General features: G+C 66.7%; 22 protein-coding genes and 1 pseudogene. 5 read left to right on the forward strand and 18 right to left on the reverse strand.

Annotation, left to right across the window (positions count from 1 at the left end; genetic code table 11):
* Positions 1–62: 62 nt before the first annotated feature.
* Together IM733_RS08035 and IM733_RS08040 are read left to right on the forward strand one after the other, a co-directional pair.
* Entirely contained in the window at positions 63–833 is a 771-nt protein-coding gene (locus IM733_RS08035; RefSeq protein ID WP_248920362.1) for a class I SAM-dependent methyltransferase, read from the forward strand.
* A 336-nt stretch (positions 834–1,169) separates the two neighbouring features.
* The gene (locus tag IM733_RS08040; RefSeq protein WP_248920363.1) at positions 1,170–1,883 is read left to right on the forward strand and encodes an MgtC/SapB family protein; all 714 of its coding nucleotides are present in this window, start codon (positions 1,170–1,172) and stop codon (positions 1,881–1,883) included.
* On the opposite strand, the gene dksA is transcribed toward IM733_RS08040, so the two are convergent.
* From dksA to IM733_RS08055, 3 genes are read right to left on the reverse strand one after another with little or no spacing between them, the layout of a single operon-like run.
* Entirely contained in the window at positions 1,880–2,287 is a 408-nt protein-coding gene (dksA, locus tag IM733_RS08045; RefSeq protein WP_248920364.1) for an RNA polymerase-binding protein DksA, read from the reverse strand. The genes IM733_RS08040 and dksA overlap by 4 nt on opposite strands.
* Before the next feature lie 38 nt (positions 2,288–2,325).
* On the reverse strand, positions 2,326–3,675 hold the full coding sequence (locus IM733_RS08050) for a dihydroorotase (protein ID WP_248920365.1): 1,350 nt from the start codon (positions 3,673–3,675) through the stop codon (positions 2,326–2,328).
* 2 nt (positions 3,676–3,677) lie between these two features.
* A complete protein-coding gene (locus tag IM733_RS08055; protein WP_248920366.1) occupies positions 3,678–4,238 on the reverse strand; it encodes a DapH/DapD/GlmU-related protein in 561 nt (186 codons plus the stop codon).
* A 257-nt stretch (positions 4,239–4,495) separates the two neighbouring features.
* Here IM733_RS08055 and IM733_RS08060 point away from each other — a divergent pair, with 257 nt between their 5' ends.
* Positions 4,496–4,999, forward strand: a complete 504-nt coding sequence (locus IM733_RS08060) for a GNAT family N-acetyltransferase (RefSeq protein WP_248920367.1) — start codon at positions 4,496–4,498, stop codon at positions 4,997–4,999.
* Here IM733_RS08060 and IM733_RS08065 read toward each other — a convergent pair.
* The 4 genes from IM733_RS08065 to IM733_RS08080 all read right to left on the reverse strand — a co-directional run bounded on the left by IM733_RS08065 (position 4,996) and on the right by IM733_RS08080 (position 12,418).
* On the reverse strand, positions 4,996–6,570 hold the full coding sequence (locus IM733_RS08065; protein WP_248920368.1) for a sensor domain-containing diguanylate cyclase: 1,575 nt from the start codon (positions 6,568–6,570) through the stop codon (positions 4,996–4,998). The genes IM733_RS08060 and IM733_RS08065 overlap by 4 nt on opposite strands.
* 158 nt (positions 6,571–6,728) lie before the next feature.
* Positions 6,729–8,132, reverse strand: a complete 1,404-nt coding sequence (locus IM733_RS08070) for an efflux transporter outer membrane subunit (RefSeq protein WP_248920369.1) — start codon at positions 8,130–8,132, stop codon at positions 6,729–6,731.
* Complete coding sequence (locus IM733_RS08075) at positions 8,132–11,260, reverse strand: efflux RND transporter permease subunit (RefSeq protein WP_248920370.1); 3,129 nt, start codon at positions 11,258–11,260, stop codon at positions 8,132–8,134. The genes IM733_RS08070 and IM733_RS08075 overlap by 1 nt, the downstream gene beginning before the upstream one ends.
* Before the next feature lie 15 nt (positions 11,261–11,275).
* Entirely contained in the window at positions 11,276–12,418 is a 1,143-nt protein-coding gene (locus tag IM733_RS08080) for a MexC family multidrug efflux RND transporter periplasmic adaptor subunit (RefSeq protein WP_248920371.1), read from the reverse strand.
* 184 nt (positions 12,419–12,602) lie between these two features.
* Between IM733_RS08080 and IM733_RS08085 the strand changes: the two genes are divergently transcribed.
* Both IM733_RS08085 and IM733_RS08090 read left to right on the forward strand, forming a co-directional pair.
* Positions 12,603–14,144, forward strand: coding sequence for an FAD-dependent oxidoreductase (locus tag IM733_RS08085; protein WP_248920372.1), 1,542 nt, complete (start codon positions 12,603–12,605; stop codon positions 14,142–14,144).
* Between the two features lie 184 nt (positions 14,145–14,328).
* The gene (locus IM733_RS08090; RefSeq protein ID WP_248920373.1) at positions 14,329–15,339 is read left to right on the forward strand and encodes an aldo/keto reductase; all 1,011 of its coding nucleotides are present in this window, start codon (positions 14,329–14,331) and stop codon (positions 15,337–15,339) included.
* 293 nt (positions 15,340–15,632) lie between these two features.
* On the opposite strand, the gene IM733_RS08095 is transcribed toward IM733_RS08090, so the two are convergent.
* The 11 genes and pseudogenes from IM733_RS08095 to benA all read right to left on the reverse strand — a co-directional run bounded on the left by IM733_RS08095 (position 15,633) and on the right by benA (position 26,204).
* Positions 15,633–16,706 (reverse strand): metal-dependent hydrolase, encoded by a 1,074-nt coding sequence (locus tag IM733_RS08095; RefSeq protein WP_248920374.1) that lies wholly within the window; start codon positions 16,704–16,706, stop codon positions 15,633–15,635.
* A 143-nt stretch (positions 16,707–16,849) separates the two neighbouring features.
* Positions 16,850–18,100 carry an OprD family porin gene (locus IM733_RS08100; RefSeq protein ID WP_248920375.1) on the reverse strand — a complete coding sequence of 417 codons (1,251 nt, stop codon included), beginning with the start codon at positions 18,098–18,100 and terminating at the stop codon, positions 16,850–16,852.
* 93 nt (positions 18,101–18,193) lie between these two features.
* Positions 18,194–18,388, reverse strand: a pseudogene (locus IM733_RS25695) (benzoate/H(+) symporter BenE family transporter); the annotation flags it as partial.
* Positions 18,389–18,405: 17 nt separating this feature from the next.
* The gene (catA, locus tag IM733_RS08105; RefSeq protein WP_248920376.1) at positions 18,406–19,320 is read right to left on the reverse strand and encodes a catechol 1,2-dioxygenase; all 915 of its coding nucleotides are present in this window, start codon (positions 19,318–19,320) and stop codon (positions 18,406–18,408) included.
* Positions 19,321–19,356: 36 nt separating this feature from the next.
* Positions 19,357–19,647 (reverse strand): muconolactone Delta-isomerase, encoded by a 291-nt coding sequence (catC, locus tag IM733_RS08110; RefSeq protein ID WP_248920377.1) that lies wholly within the window; start codon positions 19,645–19,647, stop codon positions 19,357–19,359.
* A gap of 127 nt (positions 19,648–19,774) precedes the next feature.
* Complete coding sequence (locus IM733_RS08115; protein WP_248920378.1) at positions 19,775–20,899, reverse strand: muconate cycloisomerase family protein; 1,125 nt, start codon at positions 20,897–20,899, stop codon at positions 19,775–19,777.
* A gap of 29 nt (positions 20,900–20,928) precedes the next feature.
* Positions 20,929–22,251, reverse strand: coding sequence for an MFS transporter (locus IM733_RS08120; RefSeq protein WP_248920379.1), 1,323 nt, complete (start codon positions 22,249–22,251; stop codon positions 20,929–20,931).
* A gap of 56 nt (positions 22,252–22,307) precedes the next feature.
* Positions 22,308–23,069: a 1,6-dihydroxycyclohexa-2,4-diene-1-carboxylate dehydrogenase gene (locus tag IM733_RS08125; protein WP_248920380.1), complete on the reverse strand. Its 762-nt coding sequence runs from the start codon at positions 23,067–23,069 to the stop codon at positions 22,308–22,310.
* A gap of 217 nt (positions 23,070–23,286) precedes the next feature.
* Positions 23,287–24,297 (reverse strand): benzoate 1,2-dioxygenase electron transfer component BenC, encoded by a 1,011-nt coding sequence (gene benC / locus IM733_RS08130; protein ID WP_248920381.1) that lies wholly within the window; start codon positions 24,295–24,297, stop codon positions 23,287–23,289.
* Between the two features lie 66 nt (positions 24,298–24,363).
* Entirely contained in the window at positions 24,364–24,849 is a 486-nt protein-coding gene (gene benB / locus IM733_RS08135) for a benzoate 1,2-dioxygenase small subunit (RefSeq protein ID WP_248920382.1), read from the reverse strand.
* The gene (gene benA / locus IM733_RS08140; protein WP_248920383.1) at positions 24,846–26,204 is read right to left on the reverse strand and encodes a benzoate 1,2-dioxygenase large subunit; all 1,359 of its coding nucleotides are present in this window, start codon (positions 26,202–26,204) and stop codon (positions 24,846–24,848) included. The genes benB and benA overlap by 4 nt, the downstream gene beginning before the upstream one ends.
* Positions 26,205–26,410: the final 206 nt, after the last annotated feature.

Consider the following 26,410-nt stretch of genomic DNA (forward strand, 5'->3'; position numbering starts at 1 on the left):
GGGGGTTGGCAACGAAGGGCGCAAGGGTAACATTGCCGGCAGGTCATTCGGAGGGTTTTTCCATGAAGGATGTACACGCCTCGGCCAGCACCGGCTACACCCGCCAGTCAGGCAACTACGAGCAGGGCCGGCCGGACTACCCCATCGCACTGCTGGACTGGTTGCGCGACGCACTGGGCGTCAGCAACGGCACGACAGTGCTGGACCTGGGCGCCGGCACCGGTAAGTTCACCCGCCTGCTCACCTCGCTGGCACCGCGCCTGACGGCGGTGGAGCCGGTGGCCGCCATGCGCGAGCGCCTCCATGAGCAACTGCCCGACGTGCCCGTGCACGCAGGCACCGCCCAGCACATGCCGGTGGCCGACGCCAGCCAGCAGGTGCTGGTCTGCGCCCAGGCCTTCCACTGGTTCGCCGATAGCGCCGCCCTGGCCGAGATGCACCGGGTGCTGGCGCCCGGCGGCCGCCTGGGGCTAGTCTGGAACGTGCGTGACGAGTCAGTGGACTGGGTGGCGCGTATCACCGAGATCATCACCCCCTATGAAGGCGACACACCGCGCTTTCATACAGGCCGCTGGCGCGAGGCTTTTGACGGCCGCTGGTTCAGCCCGCCAACCCTGACCACCCTGCCCCATGTCCACGAAGGCAGCCCGCGGACCGTGATCATCGAGCGGCTGCGCTCGGTCAGCTTCATCGCCGCCCTGCCCCAGGCCGAACAGGACAAGGTCATGACGCGGCTGCAGGACCTGATCGACCACCACCCCGACCTCAAGGGCCGCGAGCGCATCGCCTTCCCCTACCGGACCCAGGCCTACCGCTGTCAACGCCTGGATTAACCGGATTGTCATGTTTCGCGCCTTGACCCGATGGCGGTCGAGGCGTATGGTCCGCCGCGCACTCAAGCATCCCTCTGAACAGGAGCCCCCTGCATTGGACAGTAGCCCCAGTCGATTGCGACAGGCCCACACGGCGAGCTAGTCCGGCAGCGTTCCTGCCACTGTCTTGCCGCATACGGTAGACGGTGGTTTCCTCCAGCCCTCCACGGCTGAGCCCCCTTTTCCCAGCCGCGTTGCCATCCGGCATCGCGTGTGGTCCTGCGCATTCCTCGCTTTCATTCGCGCCGCCTTCGGCCGGCGCTGCCGCGGGCCATCGCCCGCGCAACGGAGTTCGCTATGGATTGGAAAATCTTTCTGCTGCGCGTGAGCGTGGCCCTGCTGCTCGGTGCCCTGATCGGTGCCGAGCGTCAACTGCGCCAGCGCCTGACCGGCCTGCGCACCAACGCGCTGGTGAGCACCGGCGCCTGCCTGTTCGTGCTGATGACCCAGGCGGTGCCGGGCATGGCACCCACCGACGCCTCGCGCATCGCCGCCTACGTGGTGTCGGGCATCGGCTTCCTCGGCGGTGGCGTGATCATGCGCGATGGTTTCAACGTACGCGGCCTGAACACCGCCGCCACCCTCTGGTGCACCGCGGCGGTGGGCGTGCTGTGCAGCCTCGGGCTGCTGCTCGAGGCATCGCTGGGCAGCCTGGTGGTGCTGTGCGCCAACATCCTGCTGCGCGACATCGCCCAGCGCCTGGACCGCCAGGACATGGTGCCGGCCAGCGAGGTCGAGCAGCGCTTCGAGGTGCGCATCGTCTGCCGCGCCGAGGACGAGATCCAGGTGCGCAGCCTGATGCTGCACAGCCTGAGCGACCCGGGCCTGCGCTTGCAGTCGCTGCACAGCGAGGACCTGGCTGATCCGGCGCGCCTGGAAGTGCGCGCGGAACTGCTCGGCACGCCCCAGGCCCCCACCTCGCTGGAGCGCCTGGTCAGCCGGGTCAGCCTGGAGAAAGGCGTGAGTTCGGTACGCTGGCAGTTGCAACGCCCAGTGCTGGATGCCGACTAGCCGTCACGGCGCAGGTGGCGCTCCCTGAGCTCCTGGCGCTCCTTGGCCTCGATGCTCAGGGTCGCGGTGGGGCGCAACAGCAGGCGGCGCAGGCCGATGGGCTCGCCGGTTTCGGCGCACCAGCCGTAGTCGCCCCGGGCCAGGCGTTCCAGCGCCTGGTCGATCTTGTCGAGCAGCTTCTTCTCGCGCTCCAGCGAGCGCAGCTGCCAGTGGCGTTCCTCCTCGGCGCTGCCCAGGTCGGCGGCGTCGCTGTGCACTTCCTGTTCGCGCAGGGCACGAAACTCCTGTTCGATGCGCGCTTGCAGGTCGCGGCGCTGGGCCAACAGCAGGGTGCGGAAGAACTGGCGCTGGGGTTCGCTCATGTAGGCGTTGGCGGGTTGCTGCAGCAGTTGGTCTTCGGTCATGGTGTTTCTCCTGGACGGGTTCGCCGGCAAGCCGGCGCCTACCGTGGGCATGGACGGTCGAACAGCAGTGGCAGCCCCTGGCAATGCGGCTGTACGCGCCCTTGGTGCCAGGCCAGTTGCCCGGACACCACGGTGCTGCGCACCACATGCTGGAAGCTTCGCGACTGGAACGGCGTCCAGCCGCAACGGGCCAGCACCGGGTCGTCGGCCACCGCGCGCGGCGTGCCCAGTCGCTCGACCAGGGCAAGGTCCGCCCAATACCCCTCGCGCAAGAAACCACGCTCGCGGATGGCGAACAGCTCGGCCACCGCATGGCTGGTCTTGGCCACCACCTGCGCCATGCTCAACACGCCTTCGCTGACCAGCTCGAGCGCCGCTGGCAACGCGTGCTGCACCAACGGCAAGCCAGACGGCGCACGGCTGTAGCGCTGGCGCTTTTCTTCCAGCGTGTGCGGCGCATGGTCGGTGCCGATCACATCGATGCGGTCGTCGAGCAAGGCCCGGCGCAGGGCGTCGCGGTCGCTGCGGGTCTTGATCGCCGGGTTGCACTTGATCAGGTGGCCGAGGCTGGCGTAGTCGCCGTCGTCGAACAGCAGGTGATGCAGACACACCTCGGCGGTGATGCGCTTGCCCGCCACCGGGCCCGCCTGGAACAGTTCCAGTTCGCGCGCGGTGGTCAGGTGCAGCACGTGCAGCCGTGTGCCGAAACGCCGGGCCAGCGCGACCGCCAGGCTGGACGAGCGGTAGCAGGCCTCGGCGTCACGGATCAACGGGTGCGCGGCAGGCGGGATGAACTCGCCGTGGTGCGCCTGCCACCTGGCTTCGTTTTCCAGGATGCTCGGGGTGTGCTCGCAATGGGCGAGCAGAAGGGTCGGGGTGTAGATGAACAGCTTTTCCAGCACCTGCGGGTCATCCACCAGCATGTTGCCGGTGGAGGCGCCCATGAACACCTTGACCCCGGCCACCTCGCGCGGGTCCAGCGCGGCGATGGTGTCGAGGTTGTCGCGGCTGACGCCGAAGTGGAAGCCATAATTGGCCAGCGAACTGGCCGCCGCCCTGCGCTTCTTGTCCGCCAGGGCCTCGAGCGTCAGGGTGGGCGGGTGGGTGTTGGGCATGTCCATGAAACTGGTGATCCCCCCCGCCACCGCCGCCCGCGACTCGCTGGCGATGCAGCCCTTGTGCGGCGCGCCCGGCTCGCGAAAGTGCACCTGGTCGTCGATCATTCCAGGCAGTAGCCAGGCACCCCGGGCATCGATCTCGCAGCGCGCCCGGGCCCCCTCGAGGCTGCCGGCGATACGTTCGATCCGGCCATGGCGCACCAGCAGGTCACCTTCGAACTCACGCCCTTCATTGACCAGCCGCGCATTGCGCAACAACAAGTCGTCCATGCTCAGAACTCGTTGCGCAGGGCCTTGTAGCCCTGCACCAGGTCGATGTTGGTGCGCGCCACGTCCTCCGAGAACTCGGACGCCGAAACACTGACCGGTGGAAAACGGCCCAGGTCGGTATGCGGCCCGATGTGCTCGGTGGGCGGCACGTAGAAGCGCGCCGGCAAGTCACGGCCATCGACCACCGAGTTGTGCCGCACCACGCTGCCGTCGCCGACCTGGCAGTTGAACAGCACGCTGTTGAAACCGATGAACACCCGATCACCCACCTGGCAAGGGCCATGCACGATGGAACGATGGGCGATCGAGCTGTACTGGCCGATGCGCACCGCCGCGCCGGACTTGGAGTGGATGACCACGCCGTCCTGGATATTGGAGTTGGCGCCGATGATGATCGGCTGCATGTCGCCGCTGGCGTCCACCTCGTCGGCACGAATCACCGCGTAGGGGCCAACGAAGACGTTGTCGTGGATGATCACCTTGCCGCAGATGATCGCGGTCGGGTCGATGTAGGCCGAAACGGCGATGTCGGGGAGATGGCCGGAGGGGTTTCTGCGGATCACGGGGGCGCCCTGAGAGAAAGGAAGACAAACAATTGTTATATTATAACATTTAATTCGCAAGCCCCCTTGTCCTCTGTAGGAGCGGCTTCAGCCGCGATGAAGCCGCCGCGGTACCTGGCACCCGTTGCGCGGGTGATCGCGGCTGAAGCCGCTCCTACAGAGGGCGTATCAGATCAATGGTTTGCCGGCGAACATCGGCCACTCGCTTTGCGGCACAATCGCCAGGCAACCCCCAGCCCACGTAGCGAGTACCGTTCATGACCGTCCGCCCCACCCTCGCCCAGGATCTACCACGGCTCCCCGCCCTCGAGCGCTCTGCCGCCCAGGCATTCAGGCAATACCCTGCCCTGGCCTGGCTGGCTGACAGCGACGTGATGGCTGAGGCGGAACATGCACGGTTCCAAACCGAGAACGGCAGCTGGGTCGCCGTGAACGACCAGGACCAGCCACTGGGCTTTCTCTGCGCCGCCGTGATCGGCGACAACCTGCACATCCACGAACTGTCGGTGTGCCAGCAAGCCCAGGGCCAAGGGCTTGGCCGGCAGTTGCTCGACCAGGCGATCCAGGCGGCCCGTGCCGCAGGATTACGCGCGGTGACCCTGACCACGTTCGCCGACGTGCCCTGGAATGGGCCGTTCTATGCGCGTTTTGGTTTCGAGTTGTTGACGGCCGAACAGCTGGACCCACGCTTGACCGCGATACTTGCCCAGGAGCGCGCGCACGGCCTGGAGGGGCGCTGCGCCATGCGCATCGGCCTCTAGGGGTTGCTGCGCGCCGCAACCGGCACGCTCCCCGCCACGCAATAGCGATCCCGCCCCTGGCGTTTTGCCGTGTACAGCGCCTCGTCCGCCGCCGTGATCAGGTTCTCCGGGGTGACGCGCCCCAGCGAGGGCGCAACCACCGCGATACCAGCACTGGCGGACACCCGCCCCAACGGGCTGCCCAGGTGCTCGATGGCCGCACGGCGCAACGCTTGCAGGATCTCCTGAACGATCAGGCTGGCGCCTTGAGTGTCGGTGTCCGGCAGCAGCAGCGTGAACTCCTCCCCGCCATAGCGCACCGCCAGGTCCCCCGGGCGCTTGAGCGCCTGGCGCAACAACTCGCCGAAACGCCGCAGGCAAGCATCCCCCGCCGGGTGCCCGTAACGGTCGTTGTAGAGTTTGAAGTAGTCCAGGTCGAGCATCACCAGCGCCAGTGAATGCCCCTGGCGCCGCGCGCGGCGGATCTCGGGCTCGAGCACCGCATCGAGTCGACGCCGATTGCCCAGGCCGGTGAGGCTATCGTTCAGCGCCATGGCCTTGAGCGTCTGATGCGCCTGGTGCAAGGCGCGCTCGATGGCGATCCGCTCGCGCAACTGGCGCAATACCACCCAGCCAAAGCCGGCCAGGCCAATCAGCAGCAGCACCAGCACCGCCACCGACTTGAGCATGTCGTGGCGCCAGGGGGCGATGATCGATTCACGCGACAACCCTGCCTCCACCACCAACGGATAGCTCGACAACGCACGGAAGGCATACAGCCGCGGCGTGCCATCGACCACCGCCACTGCCTCGGCCACGCCTTCGCTGGTATAGGGTAAGTGGTTGCGGAAGATCGCACTGGCCGCCAGGCTCCTGCCGATCACCTGCTCGACGAACGGCCGGCGCACGAGGAGGGTGCCGTCGCGCATGGCCAGCACCAGTGCGCCGCGTTCGTCGATCTTGAAGTCGCCGTAGTAACGCACGAACCAGTCGACCTTGATGGTGCCCAGCAGCACCCCGGCAAAACTGCCGTCGGGGTAGTCCAGGCGCCGCGAGATGGGGATGATCAGGTCGCCGGTGGACCGGCTGCGCACCACCGAGCCGATGCGCACCTGACGGTCCGGATGGGTGCGGTGGTAGATGAAATAGTCGCGGTCGGCGTTGTTGGCGCCGGGGGGCACCACGTCCTTGTCGGTGACGATCCAGCTGCCGTCGGGGGCATAGACGAACAAGCCATGCAACTGCGGGATGATTGCCGCCTGCTGCTTGAGCAAGGCGTGCAGCCGGGGCCGGTCGATGTGATCGAAACCATCGCCCTCGAGGCGCTCGGCCAACGCGGCGGTGATGGCGTCGACCTGGCGGATGGCATCCTCGGCGTGCTGGGCGGTAGCCCGGGCCAGGTTGGTCACCGCCCGGTCGGCGTTGATGAACACCTGGCGATAGTCGCGCCAGATCCGCCAGCCCTCGATCAGCACGAAGGCCAGCATCACCACCGCCATGAAGCACAGCACCAGGCGAAACAGCGCCGTCGCCCTGCCCTCGCTGGTCATCGTGTAGACACCGTCCTCAGTCGTTTTCCTGGCTGCGCGCATTGAAGTCCCTTGCCCTCTGGCATGTGCCGCCCATGACTATAGTCCAGGCGCTTGCGGGCAAAAAAAGCCCCGGGACACGCGGTCCAGGGGCCGAGGTGGCTGGAATACCCAACCAAAGGAGGTCTTCAGGGCAATGCCCCTTCGTACCGGGTGTCACGTCACATTTTCGTCGGCCAACCACCGCCCAGGGCGCGGAACAGGTCGACCAGCGCCAACTGGTGCTGGGTGCTGGCCTCGATGTAGCTCGCCTCGTTCACATAGTTGCCGCGCTGGGCGTCGAGGTAGCGCAGGTGGTTGTCCACCCCGCCCTCGTAGCGCGCCTTGGCCAGCGCCAGGGTCGCCTGGCTGGTATCGGCCAGGGCCCGGCGCGCGGCCTCTTCGCGGCGCAAGGTGTCGGTGGCGGCCAGGGCGTCGGCCACTTCGCGGAAGGCGACCTGGATAGTGCCTTCGTAGGCGGCCACCGCCGAGTCCTTGCGCGCCTCGGCCAGGCTCAGGCCGGCCTTGTTGCGCCCGGCGTCGAACAGCGGCAGCGACAATTGCGGCATGAAGCTCCAACTACGCGAACCGCCGTCGAACAGCCCGGACATCTGCGCACTCGAGGTACCAAAGCTGCCGGTCAGGCTGATGCGCGGGAAGAACGCCGCCCGCGCCGCGCCGATATCGGCGTTGCGCGCCCGCAGCCGGTGCTCGGCGGCGAGGATATCCGGGCGCCGCTCCAGCAAAGCCGACGGCGCGCCCGGGGCGATGTCCTGCAGCACCATGGGCGCGGCGGAACGCTCGCCCGGGATGGCCTTGGCCGCGTCCGCGCTGCCCAGCAGCAGCACCAGGGCGTTGTAGGCCTGGCGCTGCTGGCGCACGGTGGTTTCCAGCTCGGCCCGCGATTGCTCCACCAGGCCCAGGGCTTCCTGGTGGTCCAGGGCGGTGGCGGTGCCGACGGCGCGGCGCTGGCCGACCAGGGCCAGCGAGTCCTCGCGGCTGGCCAGGGTCTGGCGGGTCAGGGCCTGGCGGCGTTCGGCGCCGTCGAGGCTGAGGTAGGCCTGGCTGACCTCGGCGACCAAGGCAACGCGCGCGGCGCGCCCGGCCTCCTCGGTGGCCAGGTACTGCTCCAGCGCCGCGTCACTCAAGCTCTTCACCCGGCCGAACAGGTCCACCTCGTACTCCGGCAGCGACAGCCCCACCTGGTAGGTGCTGTTCACCCCTTCGCGGCCATCGCTGGCCAGCTCCGCCGGCAGGTGCTGGCGGTTGCCGGAGGCCCCGGCGTTCAGGCCCGGCACCCGGTCGGCGCGCTGGATACGGTATTGCGCACGGGCCTGCTCGATGTCCAGCAGGGTCTGGCGCAGCGAGCGGTTGTTGTCCAGCGCGGTGGCGACCAGCTGGCGCAGGGTCGGGTCGACGATGAACGCCTGCCAGTCCAGTTGCTCCACCGCCCGGCCCTGGTGGGCCGCCGCGTCGCCCCACTGGGCCGCGACCGGCGCCTCGGGGCGCTGGTAGGTCGGCGCCAGCGAGCAACCGGCCAGGGCAAACGCCAGCACACAGGGCAAAACGAAATTACGCATGTCCATCACTCCACGGCCTCGACCGCATGTTTCACCGGGGCCGGCTTGCGCTTGAGCAGCTTCAGCACGAAGACGAAGCAGATCGGCACGAACACCACGCCCAGCAAGGTGGCGCTGAGCATGCCGCCAATCACCCCGGTACCGATGGCGCGTTGGCTGGCCGCGCCGGCACCGGTGGCGATCGCCAGCGGCACCACGCCGAGGATGAAGGCCATGGAAGTCATCACGATCGGACGCAAGCGCAGGCGCGCGGCCTCGATGGCGGCGTCGCCCAGGCTGTAACCCTGCTCCCACAGTTCCTTGGCGAACTCGACGATGAGGATGGCGTTCTTCGCCGCCAGGCCAATGATGGTGATCAGGCCGACCTTGAAGTACACATCGTTGGGCATGCCGGTGAGCATCACCGCCCACACCGCGCCCAGGGCGCCGATCGGCACGATCAGCATCACCGTCAACGGGATCGCCCAGCTTTCGTACAGCGCCACCAGCAGCAGGAACACCACCAGGATGGCCAGGGCGAACAGGCCGGCGGCCTGGCCGCTGGAGACCTTCTCCTGGTACGACAAGCCGGTCCAGGCGTAACCGATGCCGGGCGGCAGCTCACTGACCAGGCGTTCCATCTCGGCCATCGCCTGGCCAGTGCTGGAACCCGGGGCAGCGTCGCCGGCGATGCGGATCGACGGGTAGCCGTTGTAGCGCACCAGTTGCACCGGGCCCTCCTCCCACTTGGTGGTGACAAAGGCACTGAACGGCACCTGCTCGCCCCTGACATTGGGCGCGTACAGGCGCAGCACGCTTTCCGGGGTCATCCGCTCACCCTGCTCGGCCTGCACCACCACGCGTTGCTGGCGCCCGGCATTGGTGAAGTCGTTGATCACCGCCGAACCGAAAGCGGTGGCCAGGGTGCTGTTGATGGTCTCGAAGCTCACGCCCAGGGCGCGGGCCTTCTCGCGGTCGATCTGCACCCGCAGCTGCGGCGCTTCGGCCAGGCCTTCCATCATGGCGTAGAGGATCACCGGGTTGGCATTGGCGCGGGCCAGCAGTTGGTCACGGGCCGCCAGCAATGCTTCGCGGCCCAGGCCGCCACGGTCCATCAGGCGCAAGGCGAAACCACCCGAGTTACCCAGGCCGTCGATCGGTGGCGGCATGACCGCAGTGATGGCGCCGTCGCCATTGGCCGCGAACTGCGCGTTGACGGCCGCGGTTTCCGCCTCCGCCGACTGCTCCTGGCCACGCACGGACCAGTCCTTGTAGGTGGGGAACGCCAGCGCGGCATTGTCACCCTGGCCCGAGAAGCTGAAGCCGCTGACGATGAACGAGCTGGCCACCGCCTCGCGGGACATCAGGAACTTCTCCAACGCTTCGGCGGTGTGGTCGGTACGCACCCGGCTGGCGCCCGGTGGCAGTTGCACATCGACGATGCTGTAGCCCAAATCCTCGGACGGCACGAAGGCCTCCGGCAGGCGCAGGTAGGAGTAGCCAAGCACCACCAGGATGCCGACGTAGGCCAGCATCCAGCGCCCGGCGCGGGCCACCAGGGCGCTGTTCATCACCGAGTAGCGCTCGGTCACCCGGGCGAAGGCGCGGTTGAAGGCGCCGAAGAAACCGCCCTTTTCGTGGTGGCCGTGGGGCACCGGTTTGAGCAGCGTGGCGCACAGCGCCGGGGTGAAGGTCAGGGCCAGGAAGCCGGAGAACAGGATCGACACCGCCAGCGACACGGAAAACTGCTGGTAGATCACCCCCACCGAACCTGACATGAACGCCAGCGGCAGGAACACTGCGGCCAGCACCAGGGTGATACCGATGATCGCCCCCGACACCTGCCCCATCGCCTTGACCGTGGCCGCCGCCGGCGACAGGCCTTCTTCGGCCATCAGCCGCTCGACGTTCTCCACCACCACGATGGCGTCGTCCACCAGGATGCCGATGGCCAGCACCATACCGAACATGGTCATCATGTTCACCGAAAAACCAAGCAGCTTCATCACCATCAGCGTGCCCAGCAGGCACACCGGCACCACGATCGACGGGATCAGGGTGTAGCGCACGTTCTGCAGGAACAGGAACATCACCAGGAACACCAGCACCATGGCTTCGATCAGGGTGTGGATCACCTTCTCGATGGCCACATCGACGAAACGCGAGGTGTCGTAGGGCACCGAGTACTCGACGCCCTCGGGGAAGAACGGCGACAGCTCCGCCAGGCGCTCCTTGACCAGCGTCGCGGTCTGGATGGCGTTGGCGCCGGGCGCCAGTTGCACCGCGCCGGCCACGGCCGGGTGGCCGTCCAGGCGCGAGGACAGGTTGTAGTTCTCGCTGCCGATGGCCACGCGCGCGACATCGCCGAGCAGCACGCGGGAGCCATCGGGGTTGGCGCGCAGGACGATACCAGCGAACGCCTCGGGGGAGTCCAGGGTGCCCTGCACCGCCAAGGTCGCGGTCAGCTCCTGCTCGCTGGCCCCCGGGGTGCTGCCAAAGCTGCCGGCCGGCACCTGGACGTTCTGGCCACGGATGGCAGTGTTGATGTCGTCGATGGACAGGCCATAGCCCACCAGCTTCTGTGGGTCGACCCAGACCCGCATGGCCGCTTCGGAAGAGAAGAACTGCAGCTTGCCCACGCCGGGCACGCGCAGCAGTTCGTTGTTGATGTTGCGCACCGCGTAGTCGGCCAGGGCCGTGGTGTCGCCGCTGTCGCTGGCGGTGCTGGTCAGGGCGTAGATCAGCAGGAAGCCGGAGCTGGCCTGCTCGACCTTCAGGCCCTGGGTCAGCACAGCCTGGGGCATGCGCGCCTCGGCCTTCTTCAGGCGGTTCTGCACGTCCACCTGGGCCATGTCCGGCTCGGTGCCAGGCTCGAAGGTCACCAGCACCTCGGCGACGCCGTTGGAGTTGTTGGTGGACTCGTAGTACAGCAGGCCCTTGGCGCCGTTGAGCGACTCTTCGATGATGCTGGTCACCGACTCCACCAGCACCTTGGCCGAAGCGCCCGGGTAGCTGGCGGTGATGGAGATCTGTGGCGGTGCCACGCTGGGGTACTGGGCCACCGGCAGCGCCGGGATCACCAGCAGGCCGGCCAGGGAAATGAACAGCGCCATGACCCAGGCGAAGTTCGGCCGATTGATGAAGAACTTGGACATCTCGCTACCCTCGCCTTATTGCGCCACGGCTTGTTGCGCCTGGGCCAGGCTGACCGGCATGCCGGGGGCCAGACCCGCCGGGCTGCCGACGATGACCTGGTCACCGGCGCGCAGGCCCTCGGTGATCTGCCAGCGCGCGCCCTGCATCACGCCGGTGCGCACGCTGCGCGCCTCGGCCAGGTTGCCGGTGCCCACCACCATCACCCGCGCCTCGCCATCGCTGCCGCGCTGCACGGCGCGTTGCGGCACCAGGATCGCCTGCTGGTCGGTGCCCTGCGGCGTGCGCACGCGCACGTACATGCCCGGCAGGAGAATGCCGTCGGCATTGTCGAAGCGCCCGCGCAAGCTGACCTGGCCCGTGCCGCGGTCGACCGCCACGTCGGTGAACATCAGCGCGCCCTGGCGCTGGTAGTCGGTGCCTTCGACCTGGGCCGTCAGCGCCTTGTCGTCGCCACCGGCCAACGCACCATCTTTCAGTGCCTGGCGCAAGCGCAGGGCATCGGCGGCCGATTGAGTGAAATCGACATAGATCGGGTCGAGCTGCTGGATACGCGCCAGCAGCGTGGCATCGCCCTGCCCCACCAGTGCCCCTTCGGTGGCAAGCGCACGGCCGATGCGCCCGGAGATCGGCGCGGTGACCGTGGCGTAACCCAGGTTCAGGCGCGCGGTCTGCACGTCGGCCTGGGCCGAACGCACGGCGGCCTGGGCGCTGCGCAGCTCGGCGGTGGCGCTGTCGAAGTCCTGCTGGCTGACCGCTTCGATCTTGACCAGCGGCTCGTAACGCTTGACCCGCGCCTGGGCTTGCTGCTGTACCGCCTGGGCGCGGGCCTGGTCGCCCTCGGCCCGCGCCAGGGCGGCCTTGAACGGCGCCGGGTCGATCTGGAACAGCACATCGCCGGCCTTGACGTCGGCGCCTTCTTCGAAGCGTTTGTGCAGGACGATGCCGGCCACCCGGGCGCGCACCTCGGCGACCCGCATCGGCTCGACCCGGCCAGGCAGGGTCGAGGCCAGGGCCAACGCCTCGCCGGCCACGGTCACCACCGCTACCGGATACACGACCTCGGCCGCGGCCTGGGGCTGATCCGCCCCGTCGCAGCCCGACAGCGCGATCGCCGCCGTCAGCAGGCTGGCCATCCCAATTGCACGCAAGTTGCCCATGAATTTCACCCGAGCCTTTGATTTGAAAACGGCGCGAATGGTACTCATGAAGTGTTATTGAGTCAATTTAGTCTCATTTGAATCTCTTGTTAAAGTTTGTAATCACGATGGCCGGTCGTCGCCTGGTGGCACCCTTGAGCATGGGCAGGCGTCAAATGAGCACACTGGACTCAGGAGAACGCCCATGACCCTGCACGCCGTCGCCACCTTCGCCGAGCTCGATGAACAGCGCCCGTTGCGGGCCCAGGCCGGCAGCGAAGAAGTCATCCTGGTGCGCCATGGCGATCAGGTGCGCGCCTACCAGGGCAACTGCCCCCACGCCGGGGCGCCCCTGGATGAGGGCGTGGTCTGCGCCGGCCTGCTGGTCTGCCCCTGGCACAAGGCGGCGTTCGCCGTGGACGAAGGTGCCGTGTGCGAGCCACCGGCGCTGGTCGACCTGCGCCGCTACCCGGTGCAGCTCAAGGATGGCCAGGTCTGGGTGGATGACCAGCCGCTGCCCAGGGCCGAGCCACCCTTGCACAGCGATGCCCGCACCTTCGTCATCATCGGTGCCGGCGCGGCAGGCAGCGCCGCCGTGGCGACCTTGCTCGGCCATGGCTTTGCCGGGCGGCTTTTGTGGATCGACCAAGAGCCGCAAGGGGCCTACGACCGCACGGCCCTGAGCAAATTCGTCATCGCCGGGCAGATGCCCCCCGACGAAGTGCCATCGTTGCTGGAGCCTGACGATTTGCGCCGGGGCCAGTTGCAGCGCCTGCACGCCAAGGTCCGTGCGCTGGATGTCGACAAGCGCGAGATCGCGCTGGCCGACGGCAAGTCGCTCAAGTACGACGCCGCCTTGCTGGCCACCGGTGGCAAGCCCCGGCGCCCGGACCTGCCTGGCGCCCAGTTGCCCGGTATCTGTGTGCTGCGCTCGCGGGAAGATGCCGCGCGCCTGCTCGACCTGGCCGAACCCGGCCAGCCGGTGGTGATCGTCGGGGATGGCTTCATCGGCCTGGAGGCCGCCTCGGCGCTGCGCAAGTATGGCTTGCAGGTGCACGTGGTCACGCGCCATCCGCTGCCTCTGGTCAAACAGCTGGGTGAGCGCATTGGCCGAACGCTACGTGAACTCCATGAACGCAAGGGCGTGGTGTTCCACGGCCCGACCGAAGTGACCGCCTTTGAGGGCAAGGAACGCGTCGAAGCTGTAGTGCTGGCCAACGGCGAACGCCTGGCCACCCCGCTGGTGCTGCTGGGCACCGGCGTCTCCCCGGCGACGCGTTATGTGCAGGGCCTGCCCCTGGCCGAGGACGGCGCCATCGAGGTCGACGCCCATCTACAAGCCAGCGCCGGCCTGTGGGCAGCCGGCGACATTGCCCGCTTTCCCCTTGCCGGCCGCCCGGTGCGCATCGAACATTGGCGCCTGGCCCAGCAGCACGGGGTGATCGCCGCCGCCAACATGCTCGGTGAGCGGCGCCGCTATGACGACGTGCCGTTCTTCTGGACCTACCAGCACGGGCGCACCTACGAGGTGCTCGGGCATGGCCGCTACTGGAACCGCATCGAGTTCGTCGGCGAGCCGGAGCATGGCGATTTCATCGCCTTGCAGTGCATTGACGACGAAGTCGAGGCGGTAATCGCCAAGGGTTATTCGGATGCCATGGCCCTGTTGTCGCAACGCATGAAGCGCCCACTGTCGAGCCGCGAAGCCCGCGAACTGATCGACACCGCTAGCCACATGACCCAATGATTTGGCACAACCTCTGTAGGAGCGGCGTTAGCCGCGATCACTCGCGAAGCGGGTACCAGGCACCACGTCGCCTGCATCGCGGCTGAAGCCGCTCCTACAGACAACCCTGTTCCACGGCCCTTTCAAACATGGGCGGTTATGTGTAAAACCACTGGATCACATCGCCTGACAAGGACCCGCGAGCATGATCTACCGCCCCCTCGGCCACTCTGGCCTGCAAGTCTCGGCCCTCACCCTGGGCAGCATGATGTTCGGTGAACAGACCAGCACCGAAGACGCGCTGCGCATCATCGACAAGGCCTGGGACCAGGGCATCAACTTCATCGACACCGCCGACGTGTACAACGGCGGGCGCTCGGAGGAGATCGTCGGCGAAGCGGTGGCGCGCAACCGGCAGGACTGGATCGTCGCCTCCAAAGCCGGCTACGGCCCGGCCGATGGCGTGCCCAACCGTAGCGGCCTGTCGCGCAAGCACCTGTTCAACGCCCTCGAAGCCAGCCTCACGCGCCTGGGCAGCGACTACCTGGACATCTACTACCTGCACCGCGAGGACCACGCGGTGCCGTTGGAAGAAACCGTGCGCGCCATCGGCGACCTGCTGGCCCAGGGCAAGATCCGCTACTGGGGCGTGAGCAACTTCCGCGGCTGGCGCATCGCCGAGATCTGCAACGTCGCCGAGCGCCTGGGCGTGGCCAAGCCGGTGGTCAGCCAGCCGCTGTACAACATCGTCAACCGCCAGGCCGAGCCGGAGCAGCTGACTGCCGCCGCCTACCACGGCCTTGGCGTGGTGCCGTTCAGCCCCCTGGCCCGGGGCGTGCTCAGCGGCAAGTACGCGCCGGGCTCGACACCGGAGGCAGGCAGCCGCGCCGGGCGCCAGGACAAGCGGATCATGGAGGTCGAATGGCGCCAGGAGTCGCTGGCCATCGCCCAGAAGATCCACGCCTACACCGAGGCCAAGGGCGTGGGTATCGTCGAGTTCGCCATCGCCTGGGTGCTGAACAACCGCCTGGTCAGCTCGGCCATCGTCGGGCCGCGCACCGAAGCGCAGTGGGCCACCTACGCCGGCGCGCTGGAGGTCAAGGTCACGGCGGAGGATGAAGCCTTCATCGATTCGCTGGTGACGCCGGGGCATGCCTCGACGCCTGGGTTCAACGACGTGGCGCATTTCGTGACCGGGCGCGTGCCGCGGGCATGATGGTCGCGCAGGACCTGCAGGAGCGGCTTTAGCCGCGCTGCGTGGCCCCCCTGCCCCGCCTGCGCAGCCCGGACCCGGCGATGTGCCGACGCCACTGATGGCCGAGTATTATCGCCACATTGGGTTGCGCGTGCGCCTGCTCAACGCCCGGGCGGTGTAGGCCACGCCAGGCGCGCCCCCCGCAGGTCGATGCCCCCTCGCACCGGCGATATCGCCGCAGCGTTGGGTTGCATGGTCGGTTCCTGAACAAGACAAGCCCTGCTAGAGGGGTGCGTTTGAGCCTATTGCAAGGGTCAGCGCGCCTGGGACAGGTATTTGTCCATCCAGCTGGCCAGCGGCAACGGCGGTTGCGGCTCGAGGATGCGCCGCCAGATCAGAGCGAGGTCCTCGGCATTGAACATGGAACTGACCCCGATGCCAACCCACGGCCGTGGCTGGATCGCGGCCCACTGCCCGGCGCCGTCGCGGCGGGCCATCTCGAAGCGGAAACTGTAGTTGCCCGGGGTGCCCATGCGCAGGTCGCTGACCACCAGCGAATCGCCCATCACGTCGTAGCGCAGCCAGTTGTCGGTAAACCAGCGCAGACGCTCGTGCAGCGGCACGCCTTCAAGCACCTTCGCCGCCGCCAGGTTCAGCGGCTGGCGCTGCATCTCGGGCGGCGCACGGTCGAACCAGCTGCTCACCCCCTCGTAGTAATCGCCTTCCGGGGTTTTCGCCAGTACCCGCCAGATCAGGCTGTTGAAGGCCAGCGGTACTGCGCGCACCTCGCTCGTGGCGATCCCTTGCTGGTTCAGCGCCTGCTGAAAACGCTGCTCGGCGGCGAGCCGCCCGGCCAGGCCAAAGCCTAGGTAGAAAGTACTGAAGGCCAATGCCAGGGCCAGCAGCGGCATCGCCCTGCCAGCCAGGCCACGGACCAGCGCGTAGCCCACCGCCAGCAGCAACGGCACGGTGTAGACCGGGTCGATGATGAACACCGCTGCCCAGCTGGCCGGTATCGGCTGCAATGGCCAGAACAGTTGGGTGCCGTAGACGGTGAATGCATCGAGGATCGGGTGGGTGACCAGCACCAGCCAGAACGCCAGGAAGGCCCTCGGCCAGGTGTAGCCCTTTTCCGGCCAATGTCTCTGCCCTAGCCAGGTAACCAACAGGGCCAGCAGCAATGCAAGGCCGGTGAGCACGAACAGCGAATGGGAGAACCCACGGTGGTAGGTCATCCGTGACACCGGGTCGGCGTAGCGGATGAGCACGTCGAGGTCTGGCAGGGTGGCCAGGGCGGCGCCGTAGAACAGTGAACGACGGCCCTGGATGCGGCCCAGCACGGTGCCCTGCAGGGCGGCGCCGAGGACGGCTTGGGTGAGTGAGTCCAAAGGGAGGCTCCACGATAATGATTCGCGAAACCTACCTGCATAACGCCAGCCGGTGCAAATCGAGATACCTGCACCGGCCCTGTTCGCCGGCGAAGCCGGCTCCTACAGGAATGCGTCAGCCTCAAGAACAGGGGCCGACCGGGTCAGAACAACTGCCAGGTGTACACCAGGATCAAGCGGTTCTCGTCGATATCACTGCGGTAGTTCGACCGCGCCATGGCGTTCCTCACCCGGATCCCCAGCCCCTTGAGCACCCCGCTCTGCACCGCGTAGCCCAGGTCGATGTCGCGCTCGCGGTCCTGGCCTTCGAAACCCTGCCCCGTGTCGACATTGTTGCCGGTGATGTAGCGTACCGTCGCCGTCAGCCCAGGAATGCCCAAGGCTGCGAAGTTATAGTCGTAACGCACCTGGTAGGAGCGCTCGTCGGTGTAGGCGAACTCATACGTCGGCACTTCGTTGCCCAGCGGCGTGATGTTGGCGAACACCCGGGGAAACGGGCTGTCGCCGTACATGGCCTGGTAGCCGGCACCGAAGCTGTGGCCGCCAAGCCGGGCGGTAAACATTGAAAAGAACGCCTGGTTGTCGATGTTGCCCAGCAGTGCGTCGCCGTCTTCACGGGCGGTGAAGTAACCGAGGTTGGCGCCCAGCACCCAATCGCCCAGCGGCTTGCTGTGCTTGAGGCCGACGAAGCCCTGCTGGTAGATATCCTCCAGCTGGCCATACCACAGGCTCAGGCTGCTCTGGTTGGCGTTGAAGGCGTAGTCGCCGCCCACATAGTTGAAGGCATCACTGGCGACCTGGCGCTGGGGCACATGGCCGAGCATGGCGTTGAGCTTACCGTCGCCCGCTTCGTTGCGCAGGTGGCTGGAGCTCAGGTGGCCGGTTTGCAGGGTCAGGCCATCGAGTCCAGCGGAACTCAGGCTCACGCCCTGGTAGGTCGGCGGCAGCAGGCGGATATCGCTGAAGGTCAGCACCGGCAGGTTGGGTTGCAGTTCGCCGACCCGCAGCTCGGTTTTCGACAGCCTTGCCTTGAACGTCGGCGCCAGGCGGCTGTACTCGCCGGCGGCGCGGCCATCGCCATGCACCGGCAGCAGCCCGCTGTTGACCCGGTCAGGGCTGCTGTCGAGCCTGACCCCCAGCAGGCCCAACGCATCCACGCCAAAGCCGACGGTGCCAGGGGTATAGCCGGACTTGAAGTCGAGGATGAAGCCCTGGGCCCACTCCTCGGCTTTGGATTGCCGATTGGCGCCAACGATATCCGAGAAGTCTCGGCTGAAGTAATAGTTGCGGGCACTGAGGCTGGCCTTGGCGTCCTCGAAGAAACCGCCTTCGGCGGCCAGCGAAGGTTGGCTGAGCAGGCTCAGGCCAGTAGCGACACAAAGGGTGTGGTTCATTCCGAAGCTCTCTGATCTTGTTGTTATGTGATGAAGCGCTGAACCGTGGAGTGATGCTGGGCTGGGCCTCCTTACTTGGCAGCCGAGGAAGGTCTCGCCCGAAGCCGTTACCAAGAAAAGGGACAACCCGGCGTCGCGTTCGCCGGGGTTGGCCAGGTTGCGTGCCAGGGCCTGGCTGATCGCGCCATACAGGGCAAGTTCGGCGAACGTGGCGGGGAACGCCGCGACCAGCGAAATCAGGGTGGTGCCAGCGATACCCAGCGCCAGGTACGGCACACTGCCCGCCACCTAGCGGCGAACCGACCTCAAGCCTGCTGCAAGGCCCGCGGCCGCCCGCTGCGTTGCTCGGCCTCACTGCCTTGCGCCTGCTGCAACTGGAAGTCGAACTCAAGCTCGGCAACCCGCCCCTGCTCGCCATCACGGAACACCACTTCCCCCACCAGCCCGTCACGGGTGGCATAGGCGAAGTCGTCCCACAGGTACTTGTCGCCAGCCAGGTTGATCTGGGTGGTCAGGTGACGGTACCCCGGCGCCGAGATGAAGAAGTGGATATGCGCCGGGCGCTGGCCATGGCGGCCGAGCAGGTCCAGGCATTCCTGGGTCGGCCCCTGCGGATCGCAGCCATACCCCGACGGCACGATGGAGCGCGCGCGGTAGCGGCCGTCCCTATCGGTGACGATGCGCCGACGCAGGTTGTACGCGGACTGGCTCTGGTCGAAGAACGAGTAGGTGCCACGGGTGTTGGCATGCCACAGGTCGACGGTGGCACCCGCCACCGGCTGGCCGCTGGGGTCGAGCACCTGCCCTTCGAGGAACATCACCGTGGCCACACCCTCCTCGCTGCCATCGTCCATGCGCGCCTCGCCCTGGGCGATCGGCGCCCCGGCCACATACAACGGGCCCTCAATCGTGCGCGGCGTGCCGCCGGTGAAGCCGGCCTGTTCGTCCTTGGCATCCTGCAGCAGGTCGAGGAAATGCTCGATGCCCAGCCCCGCCACCAGCAACCCGGCCTCGCCGCGCCCGCCCAGGCGGTTGAGGTAGTCGACGGCGTGCCAGAACTCGTCCTCGCTGATCTCCAGGTCCTCAATCAGCCGCGCGGTGTCTTGCAGCACACGCTGGACGATGCGTTTGAGGCGCGGGTTGCCGCTGTCGTTGCGAAAGCCTGCGGCCTCTTCGAAGAACTGTTGCACCTCAGGGGTATGGGAAATCTTCACGGTCATGATCAGGTACCTCGTGTTGTTCTTGTCGGGTGGGGTTCAGCGGTCGTCGGCGTGGATCGACGAGGGGTGGCGGCACAGGCCGTCGACCTCGATGGCCATGTACGGGAACAGCGGCAGTTGCATCAGCGTGTCGTGCAGGGCCTCGACGCTGGGCACGTCGAACACGCTGTAGTTGGCGTAGTGCCCGGCGATGCGCCACAGGTGGCGCCAGGTGCCCTCCTGTTGCAGGCGCAGGGCCAGTTCTTTCTCCTCGGCCTTGAGCTGCGCGGCTTTGGCCGGGTCCATGTCCAGCGGCAGCTTCACGGTCATCTTCACGTGGAACAGCATGTCTCTCTCCTTGCAACGTCGATTTGGCGGGGGCCCCTGTAGGAGCGGCTTCAGCCGCGAACACCGGCTTGGCCGGTGCCATCCACCGCGTCGTCTGTATCGCGGCTGAAGCCGCTCCTACAGAGGTTCAACAACCGCGGGCGAAGCGCTTCAGTTGCGCTTCATCCAAGGTCAGGCCCAGGCCGGGCGTAGTCGGTACATGCAGCTGGAAATCGCGATACTGCGGCGGTTCGCAGACAATCTCCTCGGTCAGCAACAGCGGCCCGAACAGCTCGGTACCCCAGGTCAGCTGGCGCAGGGTGAGAAAGGCATGCGCCGAAGCCAGGGTGCCGACCGCACCTTCGAGCATGGTCCCGCCGTACAGGGCGATGCCTGCGGCCTCGGCAATCTGCGCGGTGCGCAGCACGGCGCGAGGGCCGCCGTTCTTGGCGATCTTCAGGGCGAAGATGCTTGCCGCACCAATGGCGGCCAGGCTGAAGGCATCCTCGACGCTTTCGATGGACTCGTCGGCCATGATCGGCGCCGGGCTGCGTTGGTTCAGGCGAACCTGGCCAGCGCGATTGATCCGCGAGATGGGTTGCTCGATCAGGTCGATGCCGTTGTCGCCCAGCACCTGGCAAGCGCGGACGGCCTGGGACTCGTCCCAGTACTGGTTGACGTCCACCCGCACGCTGGCGCGCTCACCGAGCTCGCGCTTGATCGCCAGCACATGCCTGAGGTCCTGCTCCAGCGGGTTGGCGCCGATCTTCAGTTTGAACAGGCGGTGGCGGCGCGCTTCGAGCATGCGCTCGGCCTCTTCGATGTCCCGTGCGGTGTCGCCACTGGCCAGGGTCCAGGCCACTTCCAGGCTGTCGCGTACCCGCCCGCCCAGCAGCTCGCTGACCGGCAGCCCCAGGCGTTTGCCCTGGGCATCGAGCAGCGCGCTCTCGATGCCGGACTTGGCGAAGGTGTTGCCCTTGGCCAGCTTGTCCAGCATGAGCATGGCGGCGTTGATATTGCCTGCCGGCAAGCCGACCAGCGCGGGTGCCAGGTAGGCGTCGATGTTGGCCTTGATCCCTTCCGGGCTTTCATAGCCGTAGGCCAGGCCACCAATGGTGGTGGCTTCGCCAATGCCCTCGATACCGTCGCTGCAACGCAGGCGAATGATCACCAGGGTCTGCTGCTGCATCGTGTGCATGGCCAGCTTGTGCGGGCGGATGGTCGGCAGGTCGACGATGATCGCCTCCAGCCGGTCGATGGTCGGGCTTGTCATGCCAGGCTCCAGTTCAGTCAAGGTAGGTTTCAGGCCGTCGCAACCAGGGCGTGGCGCCGGCCGCTGGCCAAGTGCACGGCCATGGCCAGCGCGGCGACCGCGCCGGGGATGGCGAAGGCGATGAAGTTCAGTTGCAGTGGCAGGTTGATGCCCATCAGCGCGCCACCGAGTAGCGGGCCGACGATGGCACCGTTGCGGCCGATGCCGGAGGCCCAGCCAAGCCCCGTGGAGCGCACCGGCAGGCGGTACAGCTGGGCAGCGCCGGCATACAGCAGGATCTGCGTGCCGATGGTGGTGGCACCGGCGATGAAGATCAGCAGGTACAGCACCGGCATCGGGCTGTTCACCCCCAGCAGGCTGATCGACAGCGCGGCGGCGAGGAAAAACGCCACCTTGACCTTGACCAGGCTGTAGCGGTCGCCCAGCCAGCCGCCGACGATCGCCCCGGCCATGCCGCCAAAGTTCAGCACCAGCAGGAACGACAGGCTCGAACCCAGGCTGTAGCCGGCGTTGGCCATCAGCTTGGGCAGCCACGCGCTCAGCGCGTAGACCATCAGCAGGCAGCAGAAGAACGCCAGCCACAGAGCCAGGGTGCGCACCGCCAGGCCCTCGCGGAACAGTGCCAGCACCGAAGTGCCTTGGCCTTTGTTGTCCTGCGCCTGCAACTGGTCGTTGGCTTGCACGTCACAATTTGGATCGAGACGTTTCAACAGCGTGCGAGCCTCCTGCTGGCGACCCTGGCGCACCAGGAAACCGATGGATTCAGGCAGGTAGTAAAGGATCACCGGCAGCAACAGCAAGGGTACGGCGGCGGCGAAGAACATCGACTCCCAACCAAAGCGCGGCAGCAGGAAAATGCCGATGCCCGCCGAAAGCATGCCGCCCAGCGAATAGCCGCTGAACATGATCGCCACCAGGGTGCTGCGCAGGCGCTTGGGCGCGTATTCGTTCATCAACGCCACGGCATTGGGCATCAGGCCGCCGCAGCCCAAGCCGGCGAAAAAGCGGTAGATACCGAACTCGCTGGGGCTGCTGGCGAAGCCATTGAGGATGGTCGCCCCGGAGAACAACGCGAAACACAGGGCGATGCCCTTCTTGCGCCCGATACGGTCGGCCAGGCTGCCGAACGCCAGGGCACCGAACATCATCCCGAACAACGCGTAGCTGCCCAGGGCGCCGGCCTGCAACGGCGTCAGGCCCCAGGCTTTCATGATCACCGGCAGCACCACGCCGTAGATGAACAGGTCGTAACCGTCGAAGATCAGCAGCAGGCCGCACCAGGCCATGACCATCCAGTGGAAGGGGGTGAAGCGGGCGTTGTCGATGATCTGGTGGACGTCGAGTGTTCGCATGGCATCTGTCTCATTTGTTTTTGTTGTGTGATGAGCAAAGCTTGCCGGGGCGGCCTTCAGCCGAGGTCGCCACCGCCCACCGGCAGGGTCACGCCGGTGATGTACGAGGCCTCGTCGGAGGCCAGGAACAGGATCGCGCCGACCTGTTCGTCGAGGCTGCCGTAGCGTTTCATCAGGCTGCTGGCCACGGTCTGGTCGACGATCTGCTGGTACCAGGCCCGCTCCTGCTCGCTCTGTTGGGCTTCGTTGCGGGGAATGCGCCGGGGCGGTGCCTCGGTGCCGCCGGGGGCGGTGGCGTTGACCCGGATGCCGCGCCCGGCGGTCTCGAACGCCAGGCAGGCAGTGAGCGCGTTGACACCGCCCTTGGCCGCGCCGTAAGGCACGCGGTTGACGCCACGGGTGGCGATGGACGAAACGTTGACGATGGCACCGCTGCCGCGCTCGAGCATGTACGGCAGCGCGGCGTGGCAGCACCACAGGGTGGGGAACAACGAGCGGCGCACTTCGGCTTCGATCTGCTCGACCGTGTAGTGCCCGAAGGGCTTGGCCCAGATAGTGCCGCCGACGTTGTTGACCAGGATGTCGAGGCGGCCGAGTGTGTCCACCGCGGCGGCCATGACCCTGGCGCAGTCGTCGTGGCGCTCCAGGTCGGCAGTGAGGGTGAGTACGCCCTCGCCGGCCAGTTCATGGACCAGCTCGGAGCGGTCCACCGCCACCACCTGCGCGCCTTCGGCCTTGAGCCGCCAGCACACGGCGCGGCCGATGCCCTGGGCGGCGCCGGTGACCAGGGCGACCTTGCCTTGGAATCTTGGGTTCATATGTCGTTCTCCATTGCCACGCTGTTGAACCTGCTGGCCTTTTCGCGGATGAATCCGCGCCTACAGGGACCGCGCCGGCCTCAACATCAGCGCGGTACCTGTAGGAGCCGGCTTTGCCGGCGAATGGGCCAGTGCAGTCAGCCCAAGACAGTGGCGTTGTTGCATGAGAAAAAGAGGCCACCCTCACCCGCACGATGCGGGCGGCCCCGTGAAAACCTCAGGCCGCCGCGGCGAACTTCTCGAAGTAGAAGTTGGCCGGGCTGATGCCCTGCTCGCGCAGGTACAAGCTGACGGCCTCGACCATCGGCGGCGGCCCGCACAGGTAAACGTCCACGTCGCCGTCGTTGAGGTGGCCCGGCGCAATGTGCTCGGTCACATAGCCCTTCTGCGGGTACTGGCTGTCGGGGTTGGCCACGCAGGCGCTGAAGGTGAAGTTGGCAATCCGTGCGGCCAGGGCCTGCAAGCGGTCCAGCTCGACCAGGTCGAAGTCGTTGGTGACGCCGTAGATCAGGTGCAACGGGTGCGCGCTGCCCTGCTCGGCGATCTTCTCCAGCATCGCGGTGAACGGCGCCAGGCCCGTGCCGCCGGCCAGCAGCAACAGCGGGCGCTGGATCGGACGCAGGTAGAAACTGCCCAGGGGGCCGGCCAGGGTCATGCTGTCGCCGGCCTTGGCCAGGCCGGTCAGGAAGCTGCTCATCAGCCCCCCCGGTACATTGCGGATCAGGAAGCTGACCTCGCCATCCTTCTGCAGCGAGCTGAACGAATAGGCGCGGCTCTGCTCGCTGCCCGGCACCTTGAGGTTGACGTACTGGCCCGGCAGGAACGCCAGGCGGCTCAGTGCCTCGCCCTTGATCGACAGGGCGATGGTGCTCGCCGACAGCTGGCGTACGTCGCTGATGGCCGCCTCGAAGCTGGCCTGTTCGGTCTTGCACAGCTGCGACGACGCCGGGATGCGCACCACGCAATCCGACTCGGCGCGCATCTGGCAGGTCAGCACGTAGCCTTCGGCGATCTCGTCCTCGCTCAGGGCATCCTCGATGAAGTTGTCACCCAGGTCGTAGCGCCCCGATTCGGCCTTGCACTTGCAGGTGCCACAAGCACCGTCACGGCAGTCCAGCGGGATGTTGATGCCCTGGCGGTAGGCAGCGTCGGCCACGGTCTCATGGCCGTCAGCCTCGATGAAACGGGTGACCCCGTCTTCGAAATTCAGTGCGATCTGGAAGCTCATGTTGCACCTCGCGGGCGAGCCTGCCCACGGCGCGCCGCAGGGCACGCCGACAGGCTCGGCCTTGAATCAGATGTGGTAGATGTCGATGACCTGACGCACGTAGTCGTTCTTCAGCACCACCTTCTTCGCCTTGATAAGCGGCTGCTCGCCGCGCAGGTCGAGGGTGTAGAAACTGGTGCCGAAGTAGCTGTCGGTGGTCTTGTAGCGAAAGCTCAGGGTGTGCCAGTTGAAGCGCACCTGGCACATGCCCTCGCCCGCCTCGACGACCTCGATGTTGCTCAGGTTGTGCGAGGTGCGGGTGTCCGGCACGGTGGCGCTGGAGCGCTCGGTCTTGATGCGGAACACCCGATCTTCCAGGCCGCCACGGTTGCCGTACCAGATCAGCGAGATCTCGCTTTGCGGGTCTTCGGTCAGCGTGTCGTCGTCACCCCAGCATGGCATCCAGAAGGTCGCGTCGCTGGCGTACAGCTCCAGCCATTGGTCCCACTGGGCATCGTCCAGGTAGCGCGCCTCGCGGTAGAGAAAGTCGCGCACGGTGTCATGCAGGCTCATTGCACGGCCTCCACGGGGATCAGCTGTGTTTCCTGTTCCAGGGCCTTGAGCAGGGTGTCCTGCCAGTACTTGTGCTGCAGCACGAACAGCCCTTCGTCCTCGGTGCGCCGCCCCGACAGCAGCGGCTTGAGCTCGATCTCGCGGGCCGCCTCGTCGGCGCCCTCGATCCAGTGCCGCGCGCCCCGGGACATGTCGTTCCAGCCGGCGCCCGCACCATAACCGGTCTGGCACGAGCGGAACTCTTCCAGGTCGTCCGGGGTGGCCATGCCACTGACGTTGAAGAAGTCCTCGTACTGGCGAATACGGCTGGCACGGGCCTCGGGGCTTTCGCCCTTGGGCGCGATGCAGTAGATGGTGATCTCGGTCTTGTTCACCGAGATCGGCCGGGCGATACGGATCTGCGAGCTGAACTGGTCCATCAGGTACACGTTCGGGTACAGGCACAGGTTGCGCGAGTTCTCGATCATCCAGTCGGCGCGGGCCTGGCCGAAGTCGGCGGCCAGTTGCTCGCGGTGCTCGTAGGCCGGGCGGTCCTCGGGGTTGGCCCAGCGGGTCCACAGCAGCAGGTGGCCGTGGTCGAAGGAGTAGAAACCGCCCCCCTGCTTGGCCCAGCCGCCGGCGCTCATGGTCTTGATCTCATCGCCCGCCTCGCGTTGCTTGCGCTGGTTCTGGGTGGCGGCGTAGTTCCAGTGCACGGAGCTGACGTGGTAGCCGTCGGCGCCATTCTCGGCGGTGAGTTTCCAGTTGCCTTCGTAGATGTAGGCGCTTGCGCCGCGCAACACTTCCAGGCCTTCGGGGGACTGGTCGACGATCATGTCGATGATCTTCGCCGACTCGCCCAGGTGCTCGACCAGGGGTTTCACGTCGGCGTTGAGGCTGCCGAACAGGAAGCCCCGGTACGACTCGAAGCGGGCGACCTTGGTCAGGTCGTGGGAGCCGTCGCAGTTGAAGCTGTCGGGGTAGCCGGCGTTGCTCGGGTCCTTGACCTTGAGCAGTTTGCCGCTGTTGTTGAAGGTCCAGCCGTGGAACGGGCAGGTGTAGCTTGCACGGTTGCCACGCTTGTGCCGGCAGAGCATCGCGCCACGGTGGCTGCAGGCATTGATGAAGGCATTGAGCACCCCATCCTTGTTGCGCGCGATGAAGATCGGCTGGCGCCCCATGGTCAGGGTGAGGAAGTCGTTGTTCTCGGGGATCTGGCTTTCGTGGGCCAGGTAGATCCAGTTGCCCTCGAAGATGTGTTTCATCTCCAGGTCGAACAGGCGCGGGTCGGTGAACATCTCCCGCTTGCAGCGATAGACGCCCTTCTCCCGGTCATCCTCGAGCAAGGCGTTGAGATAGTCGAATCCCAGGGACATGGCCAGGGCCTCCATTGTTATTGTTCAGGCCAGGTCAGGTTATGGGTGTGGAGGAGGCGCCGATATCCGGATCGTGCAGAGTGCTATCCGTTTTGTGCAGGCGACCTGTAGGCGCCAGCCTTGCCTGCCGGCACCGTGTCACCCCGTTCACCAGCCAGGCAGGCGCCTACAGATTGCATCGCACCGATAGCAATTACCCATTGAAC

It is taken from the genome of Pseudomonas entomophila, from assembly GCF_023277925.1.
GTDB lineage: Bacteria > Pseudomonadota > Gammaproteobacteria > Pseudomonadales > Pseudomonadaceae > Aquipseudomonas > Aquipseudomonas entomophila_D.